The 22,468-nt window shown below is 71.1% G+C and carries 15 protein-coding genes; 7 read left to right on the forward strand and 8 right to left on the reverse strand.

The features are described 5' to 3' along the window. The first annotated feature begins 54 nt into the window (after window positions 1-54). Together MicB006_RS23315 and MicB006_RS23320 are read left to right on the forward strand one after the other, a co-directional pair. Window positions 55-1,545 carry a phosphatase PAP2 family protein gene (locus MicB006_RS23315; protein ID WP_116508903.1) on the forward strand — a complete coding sequence of 497 codons (1,491 nt, stop codon included), beginning with the start codon at window positions 55-57 and terminating at the stop codon, window positions 1,543-1,545. 4 nt (window positions 1,546-1,549) lie between these two features. Beyond that, window positions 1,550-2,347 (forward strand): endonuclease/exonuclease/phosphatase family protein, encoded by a 798-nt coding sequence (locus tag MicB006_RS23320; protein ID WP_116508904.1) that lies wholly within the window; start codon window positions 1,550-1,552, stop codon window positions 2,345-2,347. On the opposite strand, the gene MicB006_RS23325 is transcribed toward MicB006_RS23320, so the two are convergent. From MicB006_RS23325 to MicB006_RS23335, 3 genes are all read right to left on the reverse strand, one after another. Continuing rightward, the gene (locus MicB006_RS23325; protein ID WP_116508906.1) at window positions 2,334-2,990 is read right to left on the reverse strand and encodes a GAP family protein; all 657 of its coding nucleotides are present in this window, start codon (window positions 2,988-2,990) and stop codon (window positions 2,334-2,336) included. The genes MicB006_RS23320 and MicB006_RS23325 overlap by 14 nt on opposite strands. Before the next feature lie 165 nt (window positions 2,991-3,155). After that, a complete protein-coding gene (locus tag MicB006_RS23330) occupies window positions 3,156-3,992 on the reverse strand; it encodes an alpha/beta fold hydrolase (RefSeq protein ID WP_116508907.1) in 837 nt (278 codons plus the stop codon). Further along, window positions 3,989-4,951: a TIGR03557 family F420-dependent LLM class oxidoreductase gene (locus MicB006_RS23335; protein ID WP_116508908.1), complete on the reverse strand. Its 963-nt coding sequence runs from the start codon at window positions 4,949-4,951 to the stop codon at window positions 3,989-3,991. The genes MicB006_RS23330 and MicB006_RS23335 overlap by 4 nt, the downstream gene beginning before the upstream one ends. A gap of 303 nt (window positions 4,952-5,254) precedes the next feature. Here MicB006_RS23335 and MicB006_RS23340 point away from each other — a divergent pair, with 303 nt between their 5' ends. Continuing rightward, entirely contained in the window at window positions 5,255-6,655 is a 1,401-nt protein-coding gene (locus MicB006_RS23340) for a cellulase family glycosylhydrolase (protein WP_116508910.1), read from the forward strand. Window positions 6,656-6,741: 86 nt separating this feature from the next. Here MicB006_RS23340 and MicB006_RS23345 read toward each other — a convergent pair whose 3' ends face one another. Genes MicB006_RS23345 through MicB006_RS23360 form a run of 4 tightly spaced genes read right to left on the reverse strand, consistent with a single transcriptional unit; the run spans window position 6,742 to window position 12,140 of the window. Continuing rightward, the gene (locus tag MicB006_RS23345) at window positions 6,742-8,952 is read right to left on the reverse strand and encodes an alpha-galactosidase (RefSeq protein WP_116508911.1); all 2,211 of its coding nucleotides are present in this window, start codon (window positions 8,950-8,952) and stop codon (window positions 6,742-6,744) included. Further along, the gene (locus MicB006_RS23350) at window positions 8,949-9,833 is read right to left on the reverse strand and encodes a carbohydrate ABC transporter permease (RefSeq protein WP_116508913.1); all 885 of its coding nucleotides are present in this window, start codon (window positions 9,831-9,833) and stop codon (window positions 8,949-8,951) included. The genes MicB006_RS23345 and MicB006_RS23350 overlap by 4 nt, the downstream gene beginning before the upstream one ends. Next, window positions 9,830-10,786, reverse strand: a complete 957-nt coding sequence (locus tag MicB006_RS23355) for a carbohydrate ABC transporter permease (RefSeq protein WP_116508914.1) — start codon at window positions 10,784-10,786, stop codon at window positions 9,830-9,832. Before MicB006_RS23355 ends, MicB006_RS23350 begins: the two co-directional genes overlap by 4 nt. 22 nt (window positions 10,787-10,808) lie before the next feature. Then, window positions 10,809-12,140 carry an ABC transporter substrate-binding protein gene (locus MicB006_RS23360; RefSeq protein ID WP_116508915.1) on the reverse strand — a complete coding sequence of 444 codons (1,332 nt, stop codon included), beginning with the start codon at window positions 12,138-12,140 and terminating at the stop codon, window positions 10,809-10,811. Window positions 12,141-12,419: 279 nt separating this feature from the next. Between MicB006_RS23360 and MicB006_RS23365 the strand changes: the two genes are divergently transcribed. Further along, the gene (locus MicB006_RS23365) at window positions 12,420-14,432 is read left to right on the forward strand and encodes a beta-galactosidase (protein ID WP_116508917.1); all 2,013 of its coding nucleotides are present in this window, start codon (window positions 12,420-12,422) and stop codon (window positions 14,430-14,432) included. Between the two features lie 34 nt (window positions 14,433-14,466). Beyond that, window positions 14,467-15,243, forward strand: coding sequence for a DeoR/GlpR family DNA-binding transcription regulator (locus MicB006_RS23370; RefSeq protein ID WP_073830081.1), 777 nt, complete (start codon window positions 14,467-14,469; stop codon window positions 15,241-15,243). Window positions 15,244-15,261: 18 nt separating this feature from the next. Here MicB006_RS23370 and MicB006_RS23375 read toward each other — a convergent pair whose 3' ends face one another. After that, window positions 15,262-15,834, reverse strand: coding sequence for a hypothetical protein (locus MicB006_RS23375; protein ID WP_116508918.1), 573 nt, complete (start codon window positions 15,832-15,834; stop codon window positions 15,262-15,264). A 618-nt stretch (window positions 15,835-16,452) separates the two neighbouring features. Between MicB006_RS23375 and MicB006_RS31850 the strand changes: the two genes are divergently transcribed. Both MicB006_RS31850 and MicB006_RS23390 read left to right on the forward strand, forming a co-directional pair. Continuing rightward, on the forward strand, window positions 16,453-20,661 hold the full coding sequence (locus tag MicB006_RS31850; protein ID WP_161565936.1) for a hypothetical protein: 4,209 nt from the start codon (window positions 16,453-16,455) through the stop codon (window positions 20,659-20,661). Continuing rightward, window positions 20,643-22,466 carry a response regulator transcription factor gene (locus tag MicB006_RS23390; RefSeq protein ID WP_116508922.1) on the forward strand — a complete coding sequence of 608 codons (1,824 nt, stop codon included), beginning with the start codon at window positions 20,643-20,645 and terminating at the stop codon, window positions 22,464-22,466. The genes MicB006_RS31850 and MicB006_RS23390 overlap by 19 nt, the downstream gene beginning before the upstream one ends. Window positions 22,467-22,468: the final 2 nt, after the last annotated feature.

A 22,468-nucleotide genomic window follows, 5' to 3' on the forward strand; every position in this document is an offset into this window, starting at 1 on the left:
GAGTCACGCCGATCGGGTACAGCGCGCCTCGCAGAGGAACGAGGGAGGTGCGGTGTGACCGCGGTCAAGGAAGCCGGGCGCCGGCCGCTGAGCCATTTCGCCGAGCGGAGCCTGGTGGGTCTGCTCGCCGTGGCCGGTGCGGGAGTCGGGTTCGGGCTGCTCCTGATGCTCGTCCGGTTCCGCTGGAGCCCGCTGCGCGACGCCGACCATGCGGCGGCCGAGTGGTTCAACGACCTGGTGGCGCCGCACGGCCCGCTGGTCACCGTGCTCCAGGCGATCACCGACCTGGGCGGCCGGCCGGTGCTGATCTGGCTGGTCACCATCGCGGTGGTGGGCCTGCTGATCCGCCGCCAGTCCCGGCTGGCGGTCTACCTGATCGTCACCGGCGTGGGCGGGCTGATCCTCGACCCGTCGCTCAAGGCGCTCGTCGGACGGCTGCGCCCGGTGGTGGACGTCCCGATCGCCGACGCCCCGGGCAACAGCTTCCCCAGCGGCCACGCGCTCGGCTCGTTCGTCGCGTACGGGGCGCTGCTGCTGGTGTTCCTGCCGGCCATGTCGCCGCGCTGGCGCAAGCCCGCCATCGCCATCGCCGCCGTGCTGGTCTTCCTGGTCGGGCTGACCCGGATCGCGCTGGGCGTCCACTTCGTCTCGGACGTGATCGGCGGCTGGCTGCTCGGCGCGGCCTGGCTCGGTGTCACCGCGTACGCCTTCCGGCTGTGGCGGCGCGAGCGCGGCCGGCCGGTGCCGCCGCTGCGCGAGGGCCTGGAGCCGGAGGCGGGCGAGGAGCTGGCGCTCGCGCCGGACGAGGAGAAGGTGCTGGAGCACCCCCGCTCCGCGGTGGCCGAGCTGCTCGTCGGCTGGGTGCTCGTCTTCGGCGCGCTCTACGCGTTCGGCATGTTCGTCAGCTACCACGCCAAGGGCACGTTCTTCGACACGCTCGACACGAAGGTGCCGCGCTGGTTCGCCGAGCGGCACACCGATCTGCTCACCGACGTGAGCTGGTGGTGGAGCAAGTTCGGCGACACCCACGCGATCCTGCTGGTGTCGCTGGTGTTCTGCCCGATCGTGCTGGCCCTGTGGCGGCGCTGGCGGCCGGTGCTGTTCGTGGTGCTGGCGATGTTCGGCGAGCTGAGCCTGTTCCTGGCCAGCGCCCGGGTGGTGGCCCGGCCCCGGCCGCCGGTGGACAACCTGGACGGGCAGATGCCCACCTCGTCGTTCCCGTCCGGGCACATCGCGGCGACCATCTGCCTCTGGGCGGCCATGGCGATCATCGTGTTCCCGCGTACCGACAGGTGGTGGCGGTGGCTGTTCGTGGGCATGGCCGTGCTGATGCCGGTCGGCGTGGCCACCTCCCGGATGTACCGGGGCATGCACCACCCGACGGACTTCATGGGCGCGATCCTGCTCGGCGCGCTCTGGCTGTCGCTGCTGTACTGGGTGATCAAGCCGAACGCCGACGTGGCCGAGGGCAACCAGCCGGCGATCGAGTCCGAACAGGTGGACGAGCTGGACGACGAGCTGGCCAAGGCCGCGCGGCCGGACTGAGCCGATGCTGCGGGTGATGACCTGGAACATCCGGACCGGCGGGCGGGACGCGGTCGGCGCCGACCGCCGGGACCGGATCGTCTCGGTCGTCACCGCGCAGCGCCCCGACGTGCTGGCCCTGCAGGAGCTGCGCGGCATGGACGCCACGCTGGGCGGCCTGGCCGAGCGGCTCGGGATGGCGCCGTACCTGGCCCGGTCCTGCCTCGGCCAGCCGGTGGCGGTGCTGGTCCGCCCGCCGCTGCGGGTGCTGCGCGCCGACCGGGTCCGCCGCCCGTTCCACCACGCCGCCGCCCGGGTCCGGGTGGCCACCGGCGCGGGACCGCTGACCGTGCTCAGCACGCACCTGTACCCCTACTCGGGCGGGCGGCGGCGGATGGAGGCGGACTGGCTGGCCGCCGCGCTGCGGCGTACCGGGGGAGAGCTGGCTCTGCTCGCCGGGGACCTGAACACGCTGGAGCCCGCCGTCGACCACACCGCCCGGCTCGCCGGGCTGGCCACCCCGTACCGGCGGCGGCACCTGCGCCGCGACGGCCGTACCGTGGACACCCGCGCGGTGGCCCGGCTGCTCGACGCCGGGCTGGTCGACCTGTGGCCGCGCTCCGGCGGCGACGAACCCGGCGGCCGGACCGTGCCGACCCGGCACGGCGGCGCCGAGTTCGCCGGGATGCGGCTGGACTATCTGCTCGCCACGCCGGCGCTGGCCGATCGGGTACGCGCGGTGCGGGTGGTCCGCGACGGTGACGCCGACTCGGCCTCCGACCACTATCCGGTGCTGGCCGAGGTGGACCTCACGGCCGGCTGAACGACGTCGACGCCAGGTCGGCCACCACGAAGGCCGCGAAGATCAGGATGACCGCCTCGCTGACCAGCCAGGAGTGCCGGTCGGTCCAGGCGCGGAAGGCCGGCAGCAGCCGTTCGGCGCGGTCGCCGAAGACCAGCAGCGTGAGCAGCGGCAGCGCCAGCAGCAGCACGGTGAGCGCCACGAACGGCAGCAGGTGCCACCAGGGGCGGCCGTGCCCGGCCATGCTGCCCGCGACCGACGCCATGACCAGCTCGTCGCTCGGCACGGCGACGGCGAGCAGCAGCCCCAGACCGAAGGCGTACGCGGGCCGGGGGTCCTGCAACCGGCGCAGCCACCCGGGCGGCCGGTCGCGCCGCCGCCTGCGGAACGTGACCACCATGAGGACGGCCAGCAGCGTCAGTACGATCCAGTCGATGAGCCGGCGGCTGCCGCCCACCCCGATGCCGTGCACGGCGGTGTGCCGCACCACCCGGAACGCCGCGTACCAGAGCGTCAGCGGCCCGAGGACGCCGACCGCCACGCCGCCGAGGAAGGCCGCCGAGCTGCGCCGCGGGTGGTGGCCGGCGGCGAGGACGACGGCGCTGACGAGCTTCGACCCGGCGACCATCTCCAGCGCCAGCGGCAGCGCGGTCAGCAGGGGCATGCCCCATTCTGGTGCCGCCCTCGCGGACGCCGGGCCGGGTTCTACAGGACCAGGTTGAGCAGCACGGTGAGCACCACCGAGGCGACGATCGAGAAGAGGATCATCAGCAGGCAGCCGAGCCCGCCCCCGGCGGGGCGGATCTCCGTGTTCCCGATACGCATGGCGTCAACTCCTCGTGGTGATGGTGAGCAGGTCGTGGACGGCGGCGGCGACCTGGGCGGGCGCGGTGGTGACCACGTTGTGCGCCGCGCCCGGCACCACAACCGAGCGGGCGCCCGGCACCAGCCGGGCCACCTGGTCGCGCCAGGCGGCCGGGGCGACCGGGTCGCGGGCGCCGGTCAGCACCAGCGTCGGCGCGGTGACCCGGACCAGGTCCTCCTCGACTGCGTTGCGGACCGAGTGGGACAGCGTCGCGAACACCCGCCACGGCCGGGCGTCGGCCACGTCGCGCAGCAGGATCGGCGTCTGCCACGCCGCCTCGCGCAGCGTGTCCACCAGCCAGCGGCCGGCCAGGCCGCGCCGGGACCGGGCGGCCGGGTCGCAGGTCGGTCCGGCCAGCACCAGGGCCCGGACCAGGCCGGGGTGGCGGGCGGCGAGCGCCGCGGCCACCTCCGCGCCGAAGGAGTGGCCGAGCAGGCAGACCGGACCCAACCGGTGCGCGTCGAGCCAGTCGACGAGGAACGCCACGTGCCGGTCCACGTCGTACGCGGCGCCGGGGCGCCCGGTCAGCCCGAAGCCGGGCAGGTCCGGCACGTACACCGGCAGGCGTGACGCCAGCGCGACCGCCAGCGGGGTGAGGTAGCGGTGCGACACGGCCAGGCCGTGCACCAGCACCACAGGCGGCGCGTCGGCGTCCGGGCCGGCGGCCCGGCGGGTGTGCGCCAGCAGCCCGCCGACCTGCCGGAAGTCGCTGGTCAGTCCGGCGGCCGGCCGGGGCGCGGCGAACGCGAGCCGCAGCTCGGCCCGGCCGAAGCGCCCCGGCGGGGACGACGGGACGGTCACAGCTCCCGCAGCCGGGGCAACAGCTCCTCCTGGGCCCAGTCGAGGAACATCGGCTGGTTGTCGCCGCCCACCTGGATCAGCGCGACGTGGGTGAAGCCCGCGTCGACGAACTTCTTGAACGCCTCGACGTGCCGGTTGGTGTCCGGGCCGCAGGGGACGCCCTCGGCCACGTCCTCCTCGCGCACGAACTGGGTCGCGGCGGCGAACGACTCCGGACCGGGCAGGTCGGCGTTGACCTTCCAGCCCAGGCCGAACCAGCGGAACTGGTCGTGCACGATCTTGCGGCACTCGTCCTCGTCCGGGCCGTAGCAGATGGCCACCTGCCCGTAGCGGGGGCGGCCCGCGCCACCGGCCTCCTCGTACATGTCGATCAGGTGCGGCAGCGGGTCGGTGGCGATCATCGCGTCGGCGTACTCGGCGGCCAGCGTGGCCGACTGCCGTCCGGACGCGGCCACCGCCATCGGCACCGGCCGGTCCGGGCGGTCCCAGACGTACGCGTCGGGCACGTCGAAGTGGTTGCCGGAGAACGTCAGCGTCTCGCCGTTGAGCAGCGGCCGGATGATCTGCAGCGCCTCCTCGAACATCTCGTGCCGCTGCTGCACGTGCGGCCATCCGCCCACCACGTGCTCGTTGAGGTTCTCCCCGGCGCCGAGGCCCAGCGTGAACCGCCCGTCCGAGAGCACCCCGATGGTGCTGGCCTTCTGCGCCACCACCGCCGGGTGGTAGCGCCGGATCGGGCAGGTCACGAACGACATCAGCTCGGCCCGGCTGGTGGCGTGGGCGACCGCGCCGAGCACCGACCAGGCGTACGGGGAGTGGCCCTGGGAGTCCAGCCAGGGGTAGTAGTGGTCGGACATGACCAGGTGGTCGAAGCCGGCGGCCTCGGCGCGTACGGCGTGGTCGACCAGTTCCTTCGGGCCGGCCTGCTCGCACATCAGGGTGTAGCCGACGTTGACCATGGCACGTCTCCTTCCCGGGCGGATCGTCCCCGGATACCCCGCCCGGCGCGGGTCAACCCTGCTGTCCGCTTCTCCGGCCCGCCGCGCCCCGATCCCTTAACCGGTTCAGCCAGTGCCGCCCGTCGAGTCCCGCAGCCTCCCGGGTTCTTTCGCTTAACCGGTTGCCTTCCGCGATCCATCGCCATACGCTGATGCGGCGTCCGCCGGGAACCGGCGGCGGCTGCCGGGCTCAGCCGCCACCACGTCGTCACCGTCACCGCACCCCCGCTCGGGCACGGGGGAGATCTTCCCCTGAGGACAGCCATGAAGAAACTGCTCTCCGTCGCGGGCGCCGCCCTGCTGACGGCCCTCGCCGCCGTCTTCGCCCTCGCGCAGCCGGCCCAAGCCGCCACCGGGTTCTCCGTCTCCAACGGGCGGCTCTACGACGCCAACGGCTCCGAGTTCGTCATGCGCGGGGTCAACCACGCGCACACCTGGTACCCGCAGCAGACCAGCTCGTTCGCCAACATCAAGGCGCTCGGCGCGAACACCGTCCGGGTGGTGCTGGCCAGCGGCGACCGCTGGACGAAGAACAGCGCCGCCGACGTGGCAAACGTGATCTCGCTGTGCAAGACCAATCGCCTGATCTGCGTGCTGGAGGTGCACGACACCACCGGGTACGGCGAGGAGGGCGCCGCCGCCACGCTGGCCAAGGCCACCGACTACTGGCTGAGCATCGCCGACGTGCTCAAGGGCCAGGAGAAGTACGTCATCGTCAACATCGGCAACGAGCCGTTCGGCAACCAGGGCTACAGCGCCTGGACCACCGACACCTCGAACGCGATCAAGCGGCTGCGCGCCGCCGGCCTGACCCACACGATCATGGTGGACGCGCCGAACTGGGGTCAGGACTGGTCGTTCACCATGCGCGACAACGCGAGCACCGTGTTCGCCGCCGACGCGCAGCGCAACACCGTCTTCTCGATCCACATGTACGGCGTGTTCGACACCGCCGCCGAGATCAGCGACTACCTCGGCCGGTTCCGGACCGCCGGGCTGCCCATCGTGGTCGGCGAGTTCGGCTTCAACCACTCCGACGGCAACCCGGACGAGGACGCCATCATGGCCTACAGCCAGGTCAACGGCATCGGCTACCTCGGCTGGTCGTGGAGCGGCAACGGCGGCGGCGTGGAGTACCTGGACATGACGACCGCGTTCAACCCGGCCCAGCTCACCAGTTGGGGCCAGCGGATCTTCAACGGCGCCAACGGCATCGCCGCCACATCCCGCGAGGCGTCGGTGTACGCCGGCAGCACCCCGACTGCCAGCCCGACGGTCAGCCCCACCGTCAGCCCGACGACCAGCCCGACCGTCAGCCCGACCGTCAGCCCGACCGCGCCGCCGGCCACCACGCCCCCGCCGTCCGGTGGCTGCACCGCCACCTACACGGTCGGCAACTCGTGGCAGGGCGGATTCCAGGGCGAGGTCAAGGTGACCGCCGGAGCCGCCGCGATCACCGGCTGGACGGTGCGCTGGACGTACGCCAACGGCCAAACCGTCACCCAGGCGTGGAACGCGAGCGTCAGCAACAGCGGGTCCGCGTACACCGCCCGCAACGTCGACTACAACGGCCGCCTCGGCGCCGGAGCCAGCACCAGCTTCGGCTTCATCGGCACCTGGCAGGGCACCAACTCCACCCCCGCCGTTACCTGCACCCCCGCCTGACCCCCCAATAGGTGATCAAGGAGTTTGTGTCCCGTTCGGACGCCGGCGGTGACACAAACTCCTTGATCACCCGGGGTGGGGCGGGGTCAGGCCGCGACCACCTCCAGCAGCAGGGCCTGTTCGGGGTGCAGGGCCGGTAGTTGCAGGCCGACCGACCCCAGCACCGAACCGCTCACTGTGATCCCGTCGCCGGGCCAGGCCAGCCAGCCCGGCGGGGACAGCTCCAGCAGGGCGGGTTCCGGTACCCCGGCGGGCGGTCGGACCCGGTAGCGCCGGGCCGGGTCCAGCCCTGGTAGCCGTACCGCGCCCGGCACCTGCGCCGCGGAGGTGGCGACCCGGCTGATCGCGTACACCGCATGGGAGCTGTCGTGGGCGACCACGCCGTGGGCCTGCACGGCCGGGTCCGGGTGGTCGACCCGGACCACCCGGCCACCGTGCAGCAGCGGACGCAGCCGCTTGTGCAGCGCCACCCAGGCGGCGAGTTCGGCCCGCTCGGTCGCGTCGATCGCGGTGATGTCCCACTCGATGCCGTGGTGGCCGAACAGCGCGGTGACCGCCCGGAAGCTCAGGTCGTGCACGCGGTGCGTGGTGTGCGAGCGTTCCGGCCCGATGTGCGTGCCGATCAGTTCCGGCGGCAGCAGCAAACCGGTCCAGCGCTGGATGGACAGCCGTTCCAGCGCGTCGTTGCAGTCGCTGGCCCAGACCCGGTCGGTGCGGCGCAGGATCTCCAGGTCGACCCGGGCGCCACCGGAGGAGCAGCTCTCGATCTCGACGTCCGTGTGCCGGGCGCGCAGCTCGTCCAGCAGCCGGTAGACCGCGAGGGTCTGCGCGTGCACCCCGGGCCGTCCGGCGTGCCCGGCCTCGGTGAGGTCGCGGTTGTGGTCCCACTTCAGGTACGCGATCCCGTCGTGCTCGCTCAGCACCGCGTCGAGCCGGCCGAGCAGGTACGCGTACGCGTCCGGGTTGGCCAGGTCGAGCACCTGCTGGTGCCGCCACGGCGGCGGCAACCGGTCCGGCGCCTGGAGCACCCAGTCGGGGTGGGCGCGGAACAGGTCGGAGTCGGGGTTGACCATCTCCGGCTCTACCCAGAGCCCGAACTGCATGCCGTGCCCGCGTACGTGGTCGATCAGCGGCTGCAACCCGTCCGGCCAGACGTCGCCGTCGACCCACCAGTCACCGAGCCCGGCCTGGTCGTGCCGCCGGCCCCGGAACCAGCCGTCGTCGAGCACGAAGCGCTCCACACCGACCTCGGCGGCCGCGTCGGCGAGCGCCCGCAGCCGGTCCAGGTCGTGGTCGAAGTAGACCGCCTCCCACACGTTCAGCGTCACCGGCCGTGGCGTGCGCGGGTGCGACGGGCGGGCCCGCAGGTGCGTGTGCAGGGCGTCGCTGAGCCCGTCCAGCCCGTCGGCGGAGTGCGCCGCGTAGAGCAGGGGAGTGGCGTACTCCTCGCCCGGCCCGAGCACGATCTCGCCGGGTGCCAGCAGCTCACCGCCGCCGAGCGTGGCCTCACCGGTGGGGCGGCGCTCGGCAGCCGTGACGTGGTCACCGCTCCAGGCGGTGTGCACCGCCCACACCTCGCCGTGCCGGAACCCGAACCCGGCGGTGCCGGCGACCAGCAGCAGAGTCGCGTCGTGTCCGGTGCGGCCGTGCCGCCCCTCACGGACCCAGGCGCCCATCGGCCACGGGTGCCGCTGCGGGGCGCGTTCCCGGCACCAGCGGCCGGTCAGGTCGAGCAGCTCGGTGGCGACCGCCGGCACCGGCAGCACCGGCGTCAGCTCGCGCAGCTCGTAGCGGCCGTCGCCGTCGTTGCGCAGCCGGTGCCGCAGCGTGAGCACGCCCGCGGCGTCCAACGTCAGCTCGACGGTCAGGCTCAGCCCGGCGTCCTCGTCCGCCGCCCGCACCACCACCCGCCCCGGGGTAAGGAAGGGCCCCTTGTTAACGCCTGGTGCAGGTAAAGGGTCCCCTCCTAACAGGTCGGGCGGCGGCGCCGCGAAGTCGTCGTGCACGTCGAGGTCGATCAGGCGGAACGCCGTCGACCAGTCCCGGCCGTCGCGGTGACCGGCGAGACCGGGCCGCCCGCTCCACCCGGCGCCGGCCTCGGGCAGCAGCGACAGCACAGTGGGCGCGTCGAAGCTGCTCGGCACCACCGGCGGCACCGTGGCGTCGACGAGCGCTGGCAGGTCCCCGTCGGGCAGCGGGCCGAGGTCGGTGCCCCAGTGCACGACCCGGGGCAGCCCCGGGCCGCGTGCGTCGAGCACCAGGCTGGTCCGCGCGCGGCGCAGGTGGACGATCGTCATCCCTTGGAGGCTCCCAGCGTCAGACCCCGGACGAACTGCTTCTGGAGCAGGAAGAAGATCACCAGGGTGGGGATCGCGACCAGCACCGAACCGGCCGAGACCAGGTTGTTGTCGGTGAAGAACTCGCCGCGCAGGTTGTTCAGCGAGCTGGTGACCGGGAACTTGTCGCCGGTACGCATGAGCACTGTGGCCCAGAAGAACTCGTTGTAGATCCAGGTGACCTCCAGCGTCGCCAGCGCGGCGAGCGCCGGGCGGCACAGCGGCATCGTCACCTGCCAGTACTGCCGCCACACGTTCGCCCCGTCGACCATCGCGGCCTCGTACAGCTCGTGCGGCAGCGCCTTCATGTAGTTGCTCAGCACGAACACGCAGAAGCCGCACTGGAACGCGACGTTCACCAGGATCAGTCCCCAGTAGCTGTCGTAGAGCAGCTCCGAGTCGCTCATCCAGGCCGGCAGCGGGATCTCGGTGAACATCCGGAACAGCGGGATGAGCAGCGCCTGCTGCGGCAGCAGGTTCGCCGCGGTGAACAGGCCGAGCAGCGCGATGTTGAGCTTCCAGCTGAACCGGGCGATCACGAACGCCACGCACGAGGCGAGGAAGAGCGTGAGCAGCACCGCCGGGACGGTGATGTAGGCCGAGTTGAGGAAGTGCTTGCCGAACTCGGCGGTACGCCACGCGGTGACGTAGTTGTCGACAGTCCAGCCGCCGAGGGACACGTAGCCGTTGGCTGCCGTGTACTCGTAGGAGCGGAACGAGGTGAGCACCGCCCACAGGATCGGGAACAGCCAGCCCACTGCGACCGTACCCAGGAACAGGTGCAGGGCGACCCGGGCGGGCCGCACGGGGCGGCGGCGGCCGGTGGAGACTGCGGCGGTCATCGCTTGCCCTCCCGCATCACGGTCCAGAGGTAGATGGTGATGAAGACGAGCGAGACGGCCAGCATGATCGTCGCCAGCGCGGAGCCGAAGCCGATCCGGCTGGCCTCGCCGACCACGTTCTGGGTGACCAGCGCGGAGATCAGCTCCAGCCCGTTGCGGCCCTTGTTGATGACCCAGACCAGGTCGAACGCGCGCAACGACTCGATCACTGTCACCACCAGCACGATGATGTTGATCGGCCGCATCACCGGGAAGACGACCCGGAAGAACGTGCTGGTCTCCGAGGAGCCGTCGACCGCGGCGGCCTCCCGCAACGACGGGTCGACGCCCTTGAGGCCGGCCAGGTAGAGCAGCATGATGTAGCCGACGTGCCGCCAGCCGGCCGCCACCAGTACGGCCCAGATGTTGACGTTCGGGTCCCCGTACCAGTCGGTCTCGCCGCCGAACACGCCGTTGAGCAGCCCCTGGTCGCGGCTGTAGATGAGCTGCCAGACGAAGCCGATGAGCGCCAGCGACAGCACCACCGGCAGGTAGAGCGCGGTCTGGTAGAAGCGGCTGCCGCGAATCTCCTTGTCGAGCAGCACGGCGAGGAACATGCCGAACGGGGTGGCCACCACGAACAGCGCGGCCAGCCAGAGCAGGTTGTTCTGCACCGCGGGGACGAACGGCGGGTAGATGTTCACCACGTCGTCGTAGTTCTTGACGCCGACCCACTCGATCTCGGAGATCGGGCCGATGCCGTCCCAGTTCGTGCCGGAGAGCAGCACCGTCGCCACCGCGGGCAGCCAGACCAGGCCGGCGACGAGCAGCAGGGGTACCAGCACCATGAGCGTGATGACCACGCGGTCGGTGCGGGACAGGAGCCGTAGCCGACGACCGCGACCACCCTTGGTGGTGGTCGCGGCCGGCGGCGGCACGGCGCGATCCGCTTGGATCAGGGGCAGGTCGGACATGATGTCCTTCCCCCTTCCGCCGTCAGCTGGTGAAGATCGACTTCTTCTGGTTCTCGATGCTGGTGAGCAGCCCGCTGATGTCCTTCGGGTCCTTGATGAACTGCTGCAACGCCGGGATCATCACGGTGGAGGCGAAGTCCGGCCGGGTGTCGCGATCGAGGAACTGGGCGATCTCGGTGGCGGAGCCGACCAGCTCGGCCGCCTTCTTCTGCAGCGCGGTGTAGGCGCCGGTGTTCGCGCCGCTGTTGGCGACGAGCGTGCTCGGGTCGTTCTTGACCGTGATGTCCGCCGCCTCCTTGGAGCCCAGGTACGTCAGCAGCTTCTCCGCCGCGTCCTTGGACTTCGGCTTGCGGGCCATCATGTAGCCGTCGATCGGGGCGTCCAGGGCCTTCGCGCCGATGGTGGAGTCGACCTCGGGGAACGTGAAGAAGTCCAGGTCCTCCAGGTCCGCGCCGCTGAACTGCTGGCCGACGAACAGGCCGAGCAGGTACATGCCGCTCTTCTTCTGCTGCAGCGACTGGGCGGCCTCCTGCCAGGTGCGGCCGAGCGAGTCCGGCTGGTGCAGGGGGAGCAGCCCGGCCCAGGTGTCGAAGACCTTCTTCACCTTGTCGGAGGTCCACGCCTCCTTGCCGGCCATCAGGTCGATGTGGAACTGGTAGCCGTTGATCCGCAGGTTGAGGATGTCGAACGTGCCCATCGCCGGCCAGCCGTCCTTGTCGGCGAAGGCGATCGGGTTCAGCCCGTCCTTCTTCATCTGCGCGCCGAGCGTGTTCAGGTCGTCGAGCGTCTTGGGCACCTGGTAGCCGCGCTGCTGCCACACCGACTTGCGGTAGAAGACGGCCCACGGGTAGTACGACGCGGGCACGAAGTACTGCTTGCCGTCGTCGCCTGTGGATGCCTTCTTGAACGCCTCGGAGTAGCCGTCGAGCTTGCCCCACACGTCGCTGAGGTCGCCGGCCAGGCCCTTTGCGGCGAAGAAGCGCATCCGGTACCCGGCGAACCAGGTGAACACGTCGTCCGGCTTGCCCTGCAGGTAGTTGTTGATGTTCTCCTGGAACGTGTTGTGGTCGACCGTGTTGATGTTGACGGTCACCCCGGAGGACGTCTTGAAGCCGTCCATCACCTTCGCGACGACGTCCTTGGGTTTCGGGTCGGACTGGTTGGAGCCGAGCGAGACGCTCTTGGCGTCACCGCCCGATCCGGAGTCGGAGTCGCCGCAGCCGGCGAGCAGCCCGGTGCCGAGCAGCGCCCCCGCGCCGGCCGCGCCGGCGAGCAGCGAGCGCCGGTTCAGGCCGGCGACGGACGGGGGTACGAGCCGGGCGAGGTATTCGGCTTGCGAGCGGGGACGGGACATGGTGCCTCCTGCGTGGAAGAGGTGCGCTGCGCTCATGGACCGTGATCGTTGGCGGTGAGCGGTGTTCATGTCGGCCGCGGCAGATCCACCGAGAATCCACACGTCCGAACACAAACAGCCGGTGGCGCTTGAAGCTACCCCTTGGCGCGGCGCTGTCAAGAGGGCAAAAAGGCGGCACCGTTGCCGGTAAGGCAGGGCAAAGAGCCGGTAATCGTTGGAACATCAGTCGATGTTGGAAAGTGTTGACTTGGGTGCTGTTCGGAGGCAACCTCTGCTGTCATGCGGAACTGGCACGGCGAGGGCATCTGGTACGGCGCCGACTACAACCCGGAGCAGTGGCCCGAGCAGACGTGGGCCGAGGACGTCGAACTCATGCGACGGGCCGGGGTCAACCTGGTCTCGGTCGGCATCTTCTCCTGGGCGCTGCTGGAACCCGCCCCCGGCCGGTACGTCTTCGACTGGCTGGACCGGGTGATCGACCTGCTGCACGACGGCGGCATCGGCGTCGACCTGGCCACCGCCACCGCCAGCCCGCCACCGTGGCTGGCGCACCGGCACCCGGAGACGCTGCCCCGCCGGGCCGACGGCGCGGTGCTCTGGCCCGGCGGCCGGCAGGCGTACTGCCCCAGCTCGCCGGTGTTCCGCGACCACTCGCTCGCCCTTGTCGAGGCGGTCGCCCGGCGGTACGCGCGGCACCCCGCCGTCGTGCTCTGGCACGTCTCCAACGAACTCGGCTGCCACAACGTGCACTGCTACTGCGACGTCAGCGCCGAGGCGTTCCGCGGCTGGCTGCGCGAGCGCTACGGCGACCTGGACTCGCTCAACGCGGCCTGGGGCACCGCGTTCTGGAGCCAGCGCTACCACGACTGGGACGAGATCAACCCGCCGCGTACCGCGCCGACGTTCGCCAACCCGACGCAGCAGCTGGACTTCCTGCGGTTCTCCTCCGACGAGCAGCGCGCCCAGCTGCGCGCCGAGCGGGAACTGCTGAACCGGCTCGTCCCGCAGCCGGTCACCACGAACTTCATGATCGGCACCGGCATCAAGTACCTGGACTACCACTCCTGGGCCTCCGACGTGGACGTGGTCGCAAACGACCACTACCTCACCGCCGCCGACCCGCAGCCGCACGTCAACCTCGCGCTGGCCGCCGACCACACCCGGGGCGTCGCGGGCGGCGCGCCGTGGCTGCTGATGGAGCACTCCACCAGCGCCGTCAACTGGCAGCCCCGCAACGTGGCCAAGACGCCGGGCCAGATGCGCCGCAACAGTCTCGCCCACGTCGCGCGCGGCGCCGACGGGGTGCTGTTCTTCCAGTGGCGGGCCTCCCGGGCCGGCGCCGAGAAGTTCCACTCCGCGCTGGTCCCGCACGCCGGCCCGGACACCAAGGTGTTCCGCGAGGTCTGCCGGCTCGGCGCCGACCTGCGCGCGCTGGCGGAGGTACGCGGCAGCCACGTCGACGCCGACGTGGCGATCCTGTTCGACTACGAGGCGTGGTGGGGCGTCGAACTGGACTCCCATCCGAGCGTCGACGTCACCTACACCGACCGGTTGTCCGCGCTGCACGGCGCGCTCTGGCGGGCCGGGGTCACCGCCGACGTGGTGCACCCCTCGGCCGACCTGTCCCGCTACCGGCTCGTCGTGGTGCCCACGCTCTACCTCACCCGCGACGCCGACGCCGACGCGCTGCGCCGGTTCGTGGAGGCCGGCGGTACCGCCCTGGTCACCTACTTCAGCGGCATCGTCGACGAGCACGACCACATCCGGCTCGGCGGCTACCCCGGCGCGTACCGCGACCTGCTCGGCGTACGCGTCGAGGAGTTCTTCCCGCTGCGGGCCGGCGAGACGGTACGCCTCGACGACGGCGCCCGCGCCGACGTGTGGACCGAGTGGCTGCACGCCGAGGGCGCCGAGGTGCTCGCCGCGTACGCCGACGGGCCCCTGCCCGGCGTGCCGGCGCTGACCCGCAACGCCGTCGGCGCGGGTGCCGCCTGGTACGTCGGCACCCGGCTCGACGATGACGCCACCGACCGGCTGGTGGCCCGGCTGCTCGCCGAGACCGGCGTCCGGCCGCCGGTGGACGCGCCGGCCGGAGTGGAGGTGGTCCGCCGCCGCTCGGCGGCGGACCGGAGCTGGCTGTTCGTGATCAACCACACCACCGAGCCGGCCCGGCTGCCGGTCACCGGCGTCGAGCTGCTCGGCGGCGCCCGCTGCGACGGCGAGCTGGAGGTGCCGGCGGGGGAGGTGGCGGTGGTCCGCGAGGAGCCCGCGCCGCCACCCGCGACCGCCTGACCGGTACCCAGCCGTGCGCGCCGAGGAGGTCCCCATGCTCGCCCAGCAACGGCAGAGCGCCATCCTGGAGTTGATCCGCCAGCGTGGCGGCGTCCGGGTCAGTCACCTGGTCAGCCGCTTCGGGGTGTCCGACATGACGATCCGCCGCGACCTGGAGGTGCTGGCCGACCGCGGCCTGATCGACAAGGTGCACGGCGGTGCGACGCTGGCCGGACCCGGCTCCACCGAGGAGCCCGGCTTCGCCGCCAAGTCGGTCCGGCAGCAGGCCGAGAAACGCGCCATCGTGGAGCGTGCCGCCGGCCTGGTCGAGCCGGGGATGGCGGTCGCGCTCTCCGCCGGCACCACCACCGCCGCGCTGGCCGCCCGGCTGGCCGAGGTACGCGGGCTCACAGTGGTCACCAACTCGATCCCGGTCGCCGACGCGCTCTACCAGAACCCCCGGACCGACCAGACCGTCGTGCTGACCGGCGGCATCCGTACCCCCTCGGACGCGCTGACCGGACCGGTCGCCGAGGCGGCGATCGCCGCGCTCAACGTCGACCTGCTCTTCCTCGGCGTGCACGGGATGAGCCCGCGTACCGGGTTCACCACCCCGAACCTGCTGGAGGCGGCGGTGAACCGGCGGCTCATCGGCGCCGCCCGGCGGCTGGTGGTGCTCGCCGACCACACCAAGTGGGAGACGATCGGCATCGCCACGATCGCCCCGCTGGAGGAGGCCGACGTGCTCATCACCGACACCGGCCTGTTGCCGGAGGCGCGCCGGCAACTCGGTGAGCAGGTGGGCGAGCTGGTGGTGGTGCGAGCGGACTGACGGCCGGCCCGAGTGTCACTAAACCGACTGAGCGTCGGCGGGATGATCAATCGCGGACTCGGTCGACGCCGGCCGGCTGCGGAGCACACCGGTGAGCAGATAGATCGAGAGGCCGGTGGCGAGGAGTCCCACCGTCCAGACGGTGCCCAGGCCGACGACGGCCCCCGCGTGCCGGTGGGTGAACGTCGGCCACAGAGTCCATCCCAGGGCCAGTACGCCGGCGCCCGGAAAGCAGATCAGCAGAGGAATGAACCAGTCCAGGACCCGGGCCGGCCGACGATTCGCCTGCGACCAGGCTGCCCAGCCGAGTCCGCCGGGAACCCGTGGCGCGAGTTCCTCATTGATGTACCTCGTCGTCCAGCGCATCGCCGTCCGCTGTCCCACATATCTCCCGCAGAGCAGGTATGAGCTCAGCGGCACGATCAGCAGTACCGGTAGCAGGCCCGGGCTCGACAGGGCGAAAGCGACGATTGCGCTCGTCAGCGTCAACTGAAGGGCCAGGATCTGTTGTTGGAACTTCGCCCGCGAATCAATCTCCGCGCGAAGCGACTGGTACTCGGCCAACGCTCCGTGGACGTCAGAATCGGTCACGCCTTGTCCTCTCGACCGTAGTGACCGCCGTACGGTCACCACGCACCGTTCACCGACTGGTCACCGCTTCGATTCATCCCGGTAGTGTGACGGAAAGTCTCCACGCGGGCGATCGAGCGGAGATGAGGCATGATTCTCCTCAACTTTGGCACGCGCCTCAATGCCCGGTCCTGGGCGAACGCCCTGAACGTGCGCGCCGATTTTCTCGCCGAGTCCACTCTCTCACCGGGCAAGTTCGCAGGTCAGCGCATTGTCGTAGATCTCTCAGAAGTCGGTTTTGCCGATTTCGTGAGCCTGGGCCATCTCCTCATCTTCCTGCGGGCCGCAACCAATGCGGGCGCGCAGTTCTCGGTGGTCCCGCCCCATCCGGGGGCACTGGCGCACGAGTCTTCCGGTGATGCCGCGTCCGGCTTGCGGAGGCTGGCCCGGCGCAACTGTCAGCTGTACCTCGAGCAGACCGGCTTCCAGGCCGCCTTCACCGAATTGCGAGGGCGGGTCGATTTCGATTCCTCGCGTGATGCCCGGCTTCTCCCCATCCCCGACAGTTCGCGGACCTCGGAGGGGGACGAACTCGGGCAACTACCGAAACGGCGTCGGCGTATCCTGCCTTATCGCTGGGTGGCAGTAGAAGACGCCCGCGGCCTGACCGAGTCGGATGCGGCATCGCGCTGGGTGGGCGACCTCAAAGACCTGGGCCTGTCCGAGGAACAAGCAGCGGCTTTCGGCACCGGAATCATCGCCGAACTGCTGGAGAATGCGGCCGAGCATTCCTCGTTGATGGCCGACGGCCTGGATCGGCCGCAGATCCTCCTCGGTGGGGTGATCGTGCCGCCGGAGACCTACCAGGACCGTAGCGGGGACCTCGACGAGAGCCTGGGGGACCTGGTGACCACGGCGGCCGCCGTTCCCAGCCCGCTCGTGCGACTGGTCGTCGCGGACGCCGGTGTCGGCATGATCGGTGAACTCGTGGTCGGGTCCGATCCCGGTCCGGCGACCGTGCAGCGGGCCATCCTGACCACGTTGGACCGCCGGCAGCCGGCGCGCACAACGAACGGGCCGATCGATCACCATGCCCGAGGGCTGTGGAAGGTCGCCCGCCTCGCCCGCGGCTACCAGGGCGGTCTGCTGATCACGTCGGGCGGTCAGGTGGTCACCCGGACGTTCGGGAGCCAGCCGAGCCACCAGGACTCGGCTCGAAGCCAGGCCGCAGCCACCGCCGGCACCCTCGTCGAATGCGCCGTGCTGCTGCACCCGGACGACCGCCGGCTCGGCGCGGAGGAGGTGGCGACACCGCCACGAACCACCGGTCGCGAGGACGGTCGCCCTGACCTGCAATGCGTGATCGCGTCGCTGCGCCGTCGCTGCGGGCTCACCGGCGCCGACCTGCGCACCGTGCGCCGGGAGTTGAGCCGTCGGCCCACCGCCACCAGCGGCCTGGTCATCGCGGTCACCACCCCGGACGGCGACGTGCGGCCCGACGACGTCGACATCGGCGCCGCGATCGCCCAGGTCCTGACGGTGGCGAACACCCAGGACGACCTCGGCATGGTGGTCCTCGCCTTCCCCGGCGTGAATCGGCAGATGATGTCCGTCGCCGTGGAGTTCCTCAACGCCGGCTGCGGGCCCCGGCCCGTCGATGTCCCGTCCGACCGGCGGTCACCGATCCTGGTGCTCGGCCCGGACAACCGGCACTTCTGGGTGGGCGGCACCGCGACCGGCCGGCAGATCCTCCGCCGCCTGTCCGGCGCGCAGCGGCCCGTGCACCTGCACGACCTGGCGGACAGTGGCAGCCCGGCCGACGTGCTGCCCGCGATCCGCGAGCTGCAGGACCGGACCGGAGCCCTGCACGCCGAGCACGACGTGCTCCGCCTGCGGATCAAGCCACAGGACGCGATGAGCGCCCTGGCGAACTACGTCGGCCAGGAACTGCGGACCGCCATCCAGGACGCCACCTCCGACGGTGTGGTCCAAGGCGTGTTCCTGACCCCGAACCTCAGGGTGACCAACCGCTGGTGCGACCTCGGGCGCGTCCTCGCGGGGCTGGATCTCGGCGGCCTGGCCGGCTACGCGCTCGCCGCCCTGATGGAGGATCGCATCGGCCGCTTCGACCGGAAGACGGCGCCGCTCGTGGTCCGGGTCGGCGACGCGCCCCACGCGATGGTCGCGGCGTTCGCCCGCTCGTTCACCGGCCACGACCGATACCTCAACTCGCTGGAGGACGTACGGCTGGAGCGAGCCCGCCGAGGCACGGAGGGCGCGCCCCGGGTGTTGTTGATAACCGACCTCGCGTCCAGCCGCCGGACCCTCAAGCACGCGCTGCTGGAGGTCGTCGACCGCGACATGGTGCCCGTCGCCGCCGCTGTCGCGGTCGACACCGGCGCGCACGAGGACCCCGGGGAGCCGGGCGAGGTGCTGTTCCTCAACCGCCGGATGCCGATGATCAGCCTGGCGCAGGTGGACATGAGGGTGGCGGAGCCGCCTCCGCGCACACCGGACCCGATCGACCCGGTGCTGCGCCGGCCCACCACCGGTCACCGCGTCATGCCGAGGGCGCTGGTCGACCAGGACACGTACGTCTCCGCCATGGAACGGGCGAACGCCGCCCGGCTCGGTCACATCGAACGTCCGGCCGAGCGGCACTACACGGCGTACGTGGACCCCACTCGCCTGTTCCGGCAGCGGGACTGGGCCGAGATGGTGACCAGGCACATCACCCGGCGGGTGAAGGAGATGGACCGGGTGGCCTTCGGCGGCGCCGAGGCTCACGCGCCGGTGTGCGTTCTCTACCCGGAGGGCACTGTCGACGACCTGCCGCAGGTCGCGGCGATCGTCGCCACCGCGCTGAACCGGGCGGGCGTACCCGTCGTGGCGATGCTGGGCGTTCCCCGGGCCCCGCTCGGCGAGCGGTGGTGGTATCCGGGCTCGGTCAAGCTTCCCGCCGGGGCGCGGCATGCGGTGATCATCGACGCGGGCGCGGGCAGCACCCGCACGATCGGTCACCTGCAGCGCATCGCCACCAGTGGAGGCATCGCCGCGATCAGCGGTTTCCTGCTGCTCAACGGTCTTCCGCACGACGACGCGCTGGTGCTGCACCAGCCCAGCACCATTTCCCGCGCCCGGGGCGGATCCCGGCGGGAGGGAGTTCCGGTCGCCCTGCACTACGTCGCCCGGACGGCGATGAGCGGACTCGGGCGGTGGTTGTGCGACATCTGCTCGTTGCGCCGGACCTACGACGAGCTCGCCATGCTGGTGCCGATTCCGGTCCGGCTGGAAGCGCACCGGAACTGGCTGCTGCGGCTGCTGGAGCCGCGCTCCAAGCGGTCCGCGTTCGAGGAACAGGCCACCGACCTCTTCGGCGCCCACGTGGGCCCCAGGGACTGCACCGAGTACCTGCGCTGGCGATTCGAGCTGCGCGAGGCGAACGTGGACACCCTCCAGCGTCGTGCGGTCACCGTCAAGCTGGAGGCCGCCCGCGAGGAGACGGTGGTCAGGGATGCGCTGATCCGTCTCCTGGTCGCCGAGGCCCACTGGCTGGGTTCGGCGCCGCTGTGGTTCCCGGAGTGCAGGGACACCATCGCCGAACTGGCGCTTTCGCTGCTGACCAGCGACTCCGCGCGGTCGGACGACGCGATGCTGCGGGTGCAGGCGGTGATTCTCCTGGCCAAGGTCTCGGTGATCACGTTCGCCGACCAGCTCAGCCGGATCCTGCACGACAACCGGTACGACGAGCCGGTCGTCCTGCAGGTGATGCTCGAGGCGCTTCGCCTCGTGGCCGCCGTCCGGTCGCCGAACCGGTACTCCCGGGATCTGGTGATCAATCCGATCGTGCAGCGACTCGTGCGGCTGGAGGACGAACTGCGCGGGTACGGCTCGGACCGCGCCGAGGGGCCGTCCGTGCTGACGCCCAACCTGGTGCGCTATGTCCTCTCACACGGGCAGCGCACCGTCGCTCCCGAACCGGCCGACCCGCAGACCGCCTGGGCCGCGCTGCGGGGCAACCGGCGTTCGGTAGCCGACCACGACTACGAGAACGCGATGTGGCGCGTCATCCAGAACGTCACGCTGGTCGGCCGGGGACGACTGCCCGAGGATCTCGACGGCATCCGGGAGGACTGGGCGGTCTGCAGCAACTTCCTCAATCTCGACGTGCTGCCGAACATCTACCTGCTGCGTAACGCGCTGTTGACCCGTGACACCGCGGCGGGCCTGAGCAGGGACGACGCGGACCGCTTCGCGGAGGTGGTCAACACCGCGTTCGGGCGGAGCGCGGTGGACGAGACCACCGTGCAGCTGGACGCCCTGGTCGACCGGGCGAGGGCCAGCGTCGGACGAGCGCCGCACGACGTCGACCAACTGCTCCGCGACCTGCAGTGGTGGCACGACTTCTTTCTTCCGGCCACCGGCGCCGGCATCCATCAGGTGGTCGACCGGTGTCCGACCGACCTCATGCGGGTCCTGCGCAGCACCTTCCCCGACCATCAGGTGCTGCTTCCGGCCGGCGAACGGCACTTCCAGGTCTTCTGCACCCGACGGCTCGTCAAGGACGTGTTCACGCACATCCACATGAATGCCGCCAAGGTGCACCGGGTCGAAGGTGGCGAGCAACGTATCGAGGTCGCCGTCGAGATCCGGGACCCCGGGTTCGTGACCGTGTCGGTCCGAAACGACAGCAGCCGGCCGTCGCGTCGCGGCGGAGGGCGCGGCCTGAGCTCCCTCAAGGACGAACTCGCCGCCTTCGGCGGGCGGATCCAGCCGGTCGACCCCCCGGCGGAGTGGGCAACGTTCTGTGTCGAGGTCACGTTCGAGCGGTGGAGGCTGTCGACATGACGCTGGAGATCCGAGGGCTGCTGGTCGACGACGAAGCCGGCAACACCCCCGTCATCCGCGACTCCATGAACCTGGAGTTCGAGGAGATCGGGATGAAGGTCAGCTGGACAGTCGCCTCGGACGCGACCTCTGCGCGCAAGACGATCCGGGACGAGCCGACGTTCGAGTTCGCCATCGTCGACTACGGCCTGGGTGAGGGCCAGCAGAACGGCATCGCGGTCGTGGAGGCGCTGCGGGCGCGGGGCGCGGACACCTACGTCCTCGTCATCACCGGTCTCGGAAACCACTATCCGAACTTCCGGGAGGAGGCGATCAGAGCCGGCGCGGACGAGGCGGTCATCCGGTCCATCCTCAACATGGGCCGCCAGGGCGGCATGACCTTCCGCGACCTGGCGAACAAGGTTCGTCTGCACGTGGCCCGCAAGCGTGACTTCGAAGGGCTGAAGGTCACCTTCACCGACGACGATCTCGCGCTGGAATCGACCCTGCACCAGGTCGGCAGCCCGAATCCACCAGGGGCGGACTCGGTGGCCATCGGCAAGGACATCGTGCGCAGTCTGGCCCTGGACTGCCTCGCCCCCGACTACCGGCCCGGGGCGACGGCGCTCGCCGTCGGCTACCTGGCGCCGGGGCGGTCCGGCGCGTACGTGTGCCGGGTCGATCATCAAGAGGGGCGGGCCACCACCTCGTACGTCCTGAAGATCGGACTCGACCGGCGCGCGCTCGAGTTCGAACTCGCGGCCAACAAGAAGGCGTTGCACCTGCTCGGCGCGGGTGACCTCGTCGGCTTCTCCGGTCAGATCCGCAGCCACCAGGAGTCCGGCTATCACGCCATCGCCGCGCGGCTGGCCACCGGCGCGCACACCCTGGCCGACTGGCTGGACGATGCCACCCAGGAAGAGGCGGAACACGTGGCCCGCATCCTCTTCGGATCTCAGCTGATCAAGCTGTTCGCCCCCGGGCAGCGAGAGACGAGACCGTTCGACGAATGGCTCGCCGCGACGCCGGTACTGCGCCTGCGGGTGCTCGACACGCTGACCCTGTACGGCGACATGCTGGCGACCGTGCGGGCGGAGGCAGGCGAGGCGCCCGGCGAACCGGCGGCCTGCGACATCCTCACCACCTTCGTCAACCAGGGCGTCCTGCCCGGCGGGCTGCGTCCCGAAGGGACCACGACGTACATCGACGCCTTCGGCGACCTGCACTCCACGAACGTCCTCGTGTATCCCGCCCCGGACAACCGGCCCGTGCTGGTGGACGCCTCCATGTACGGGCCGCACCACTGGGCCACTGACGCGGCCCGGCTGGTGGTGGATCTCGTCCTTTCCGTGCGGCGGGCGGGGGTGGCCTCGCTGGACTGGGCGGACACGACCGAGGTGTCGGCGTACATTGCCGGCCTGTGCCGGACCGCCAGGTCCAGACGACACGTCCCGCCGGCCGATTCGGTCGACGCCTTCATCGGTCACGTGGTCGACAACCTGCCGACGTACGTCAACGCGGAGAAGCTGCAGATGACCAGCGAACAGTGGCACTGGCAGTGGCACGCCGCGTTGGCCAAGGAGTTGATCCGCCAGGGCACCCGGGCCGGACTGCCCGCTCCGCGGGCGGCGGCGGCGCTGAGCGCCGCGGTGCGGCAGCTGACCTTCGCGGCGGACGCCTTCAGCCGGATCGACTACGCCGGCCGGACCGCTGCCGTACCGCCGCCCGCCTGCGCGGCGGACGAGCCAGATGTCACAGTGCCCCGACCGAGAGCAGGCGGGTCCGGCGCCGAGCCGGGAACGGACGCGCAACCCCGACGGTCCTGATA

This window comes from Micromonospora sp. B006 (genome assembly GCF_003408515.1).
Classification (GTDB): domain Bacteria; phylum Actinomycetota; class Actinomycetes; order Mycobacteriales; family Micromonosporaceae; genus Micromonospora; species Micromonospora echinospora_A.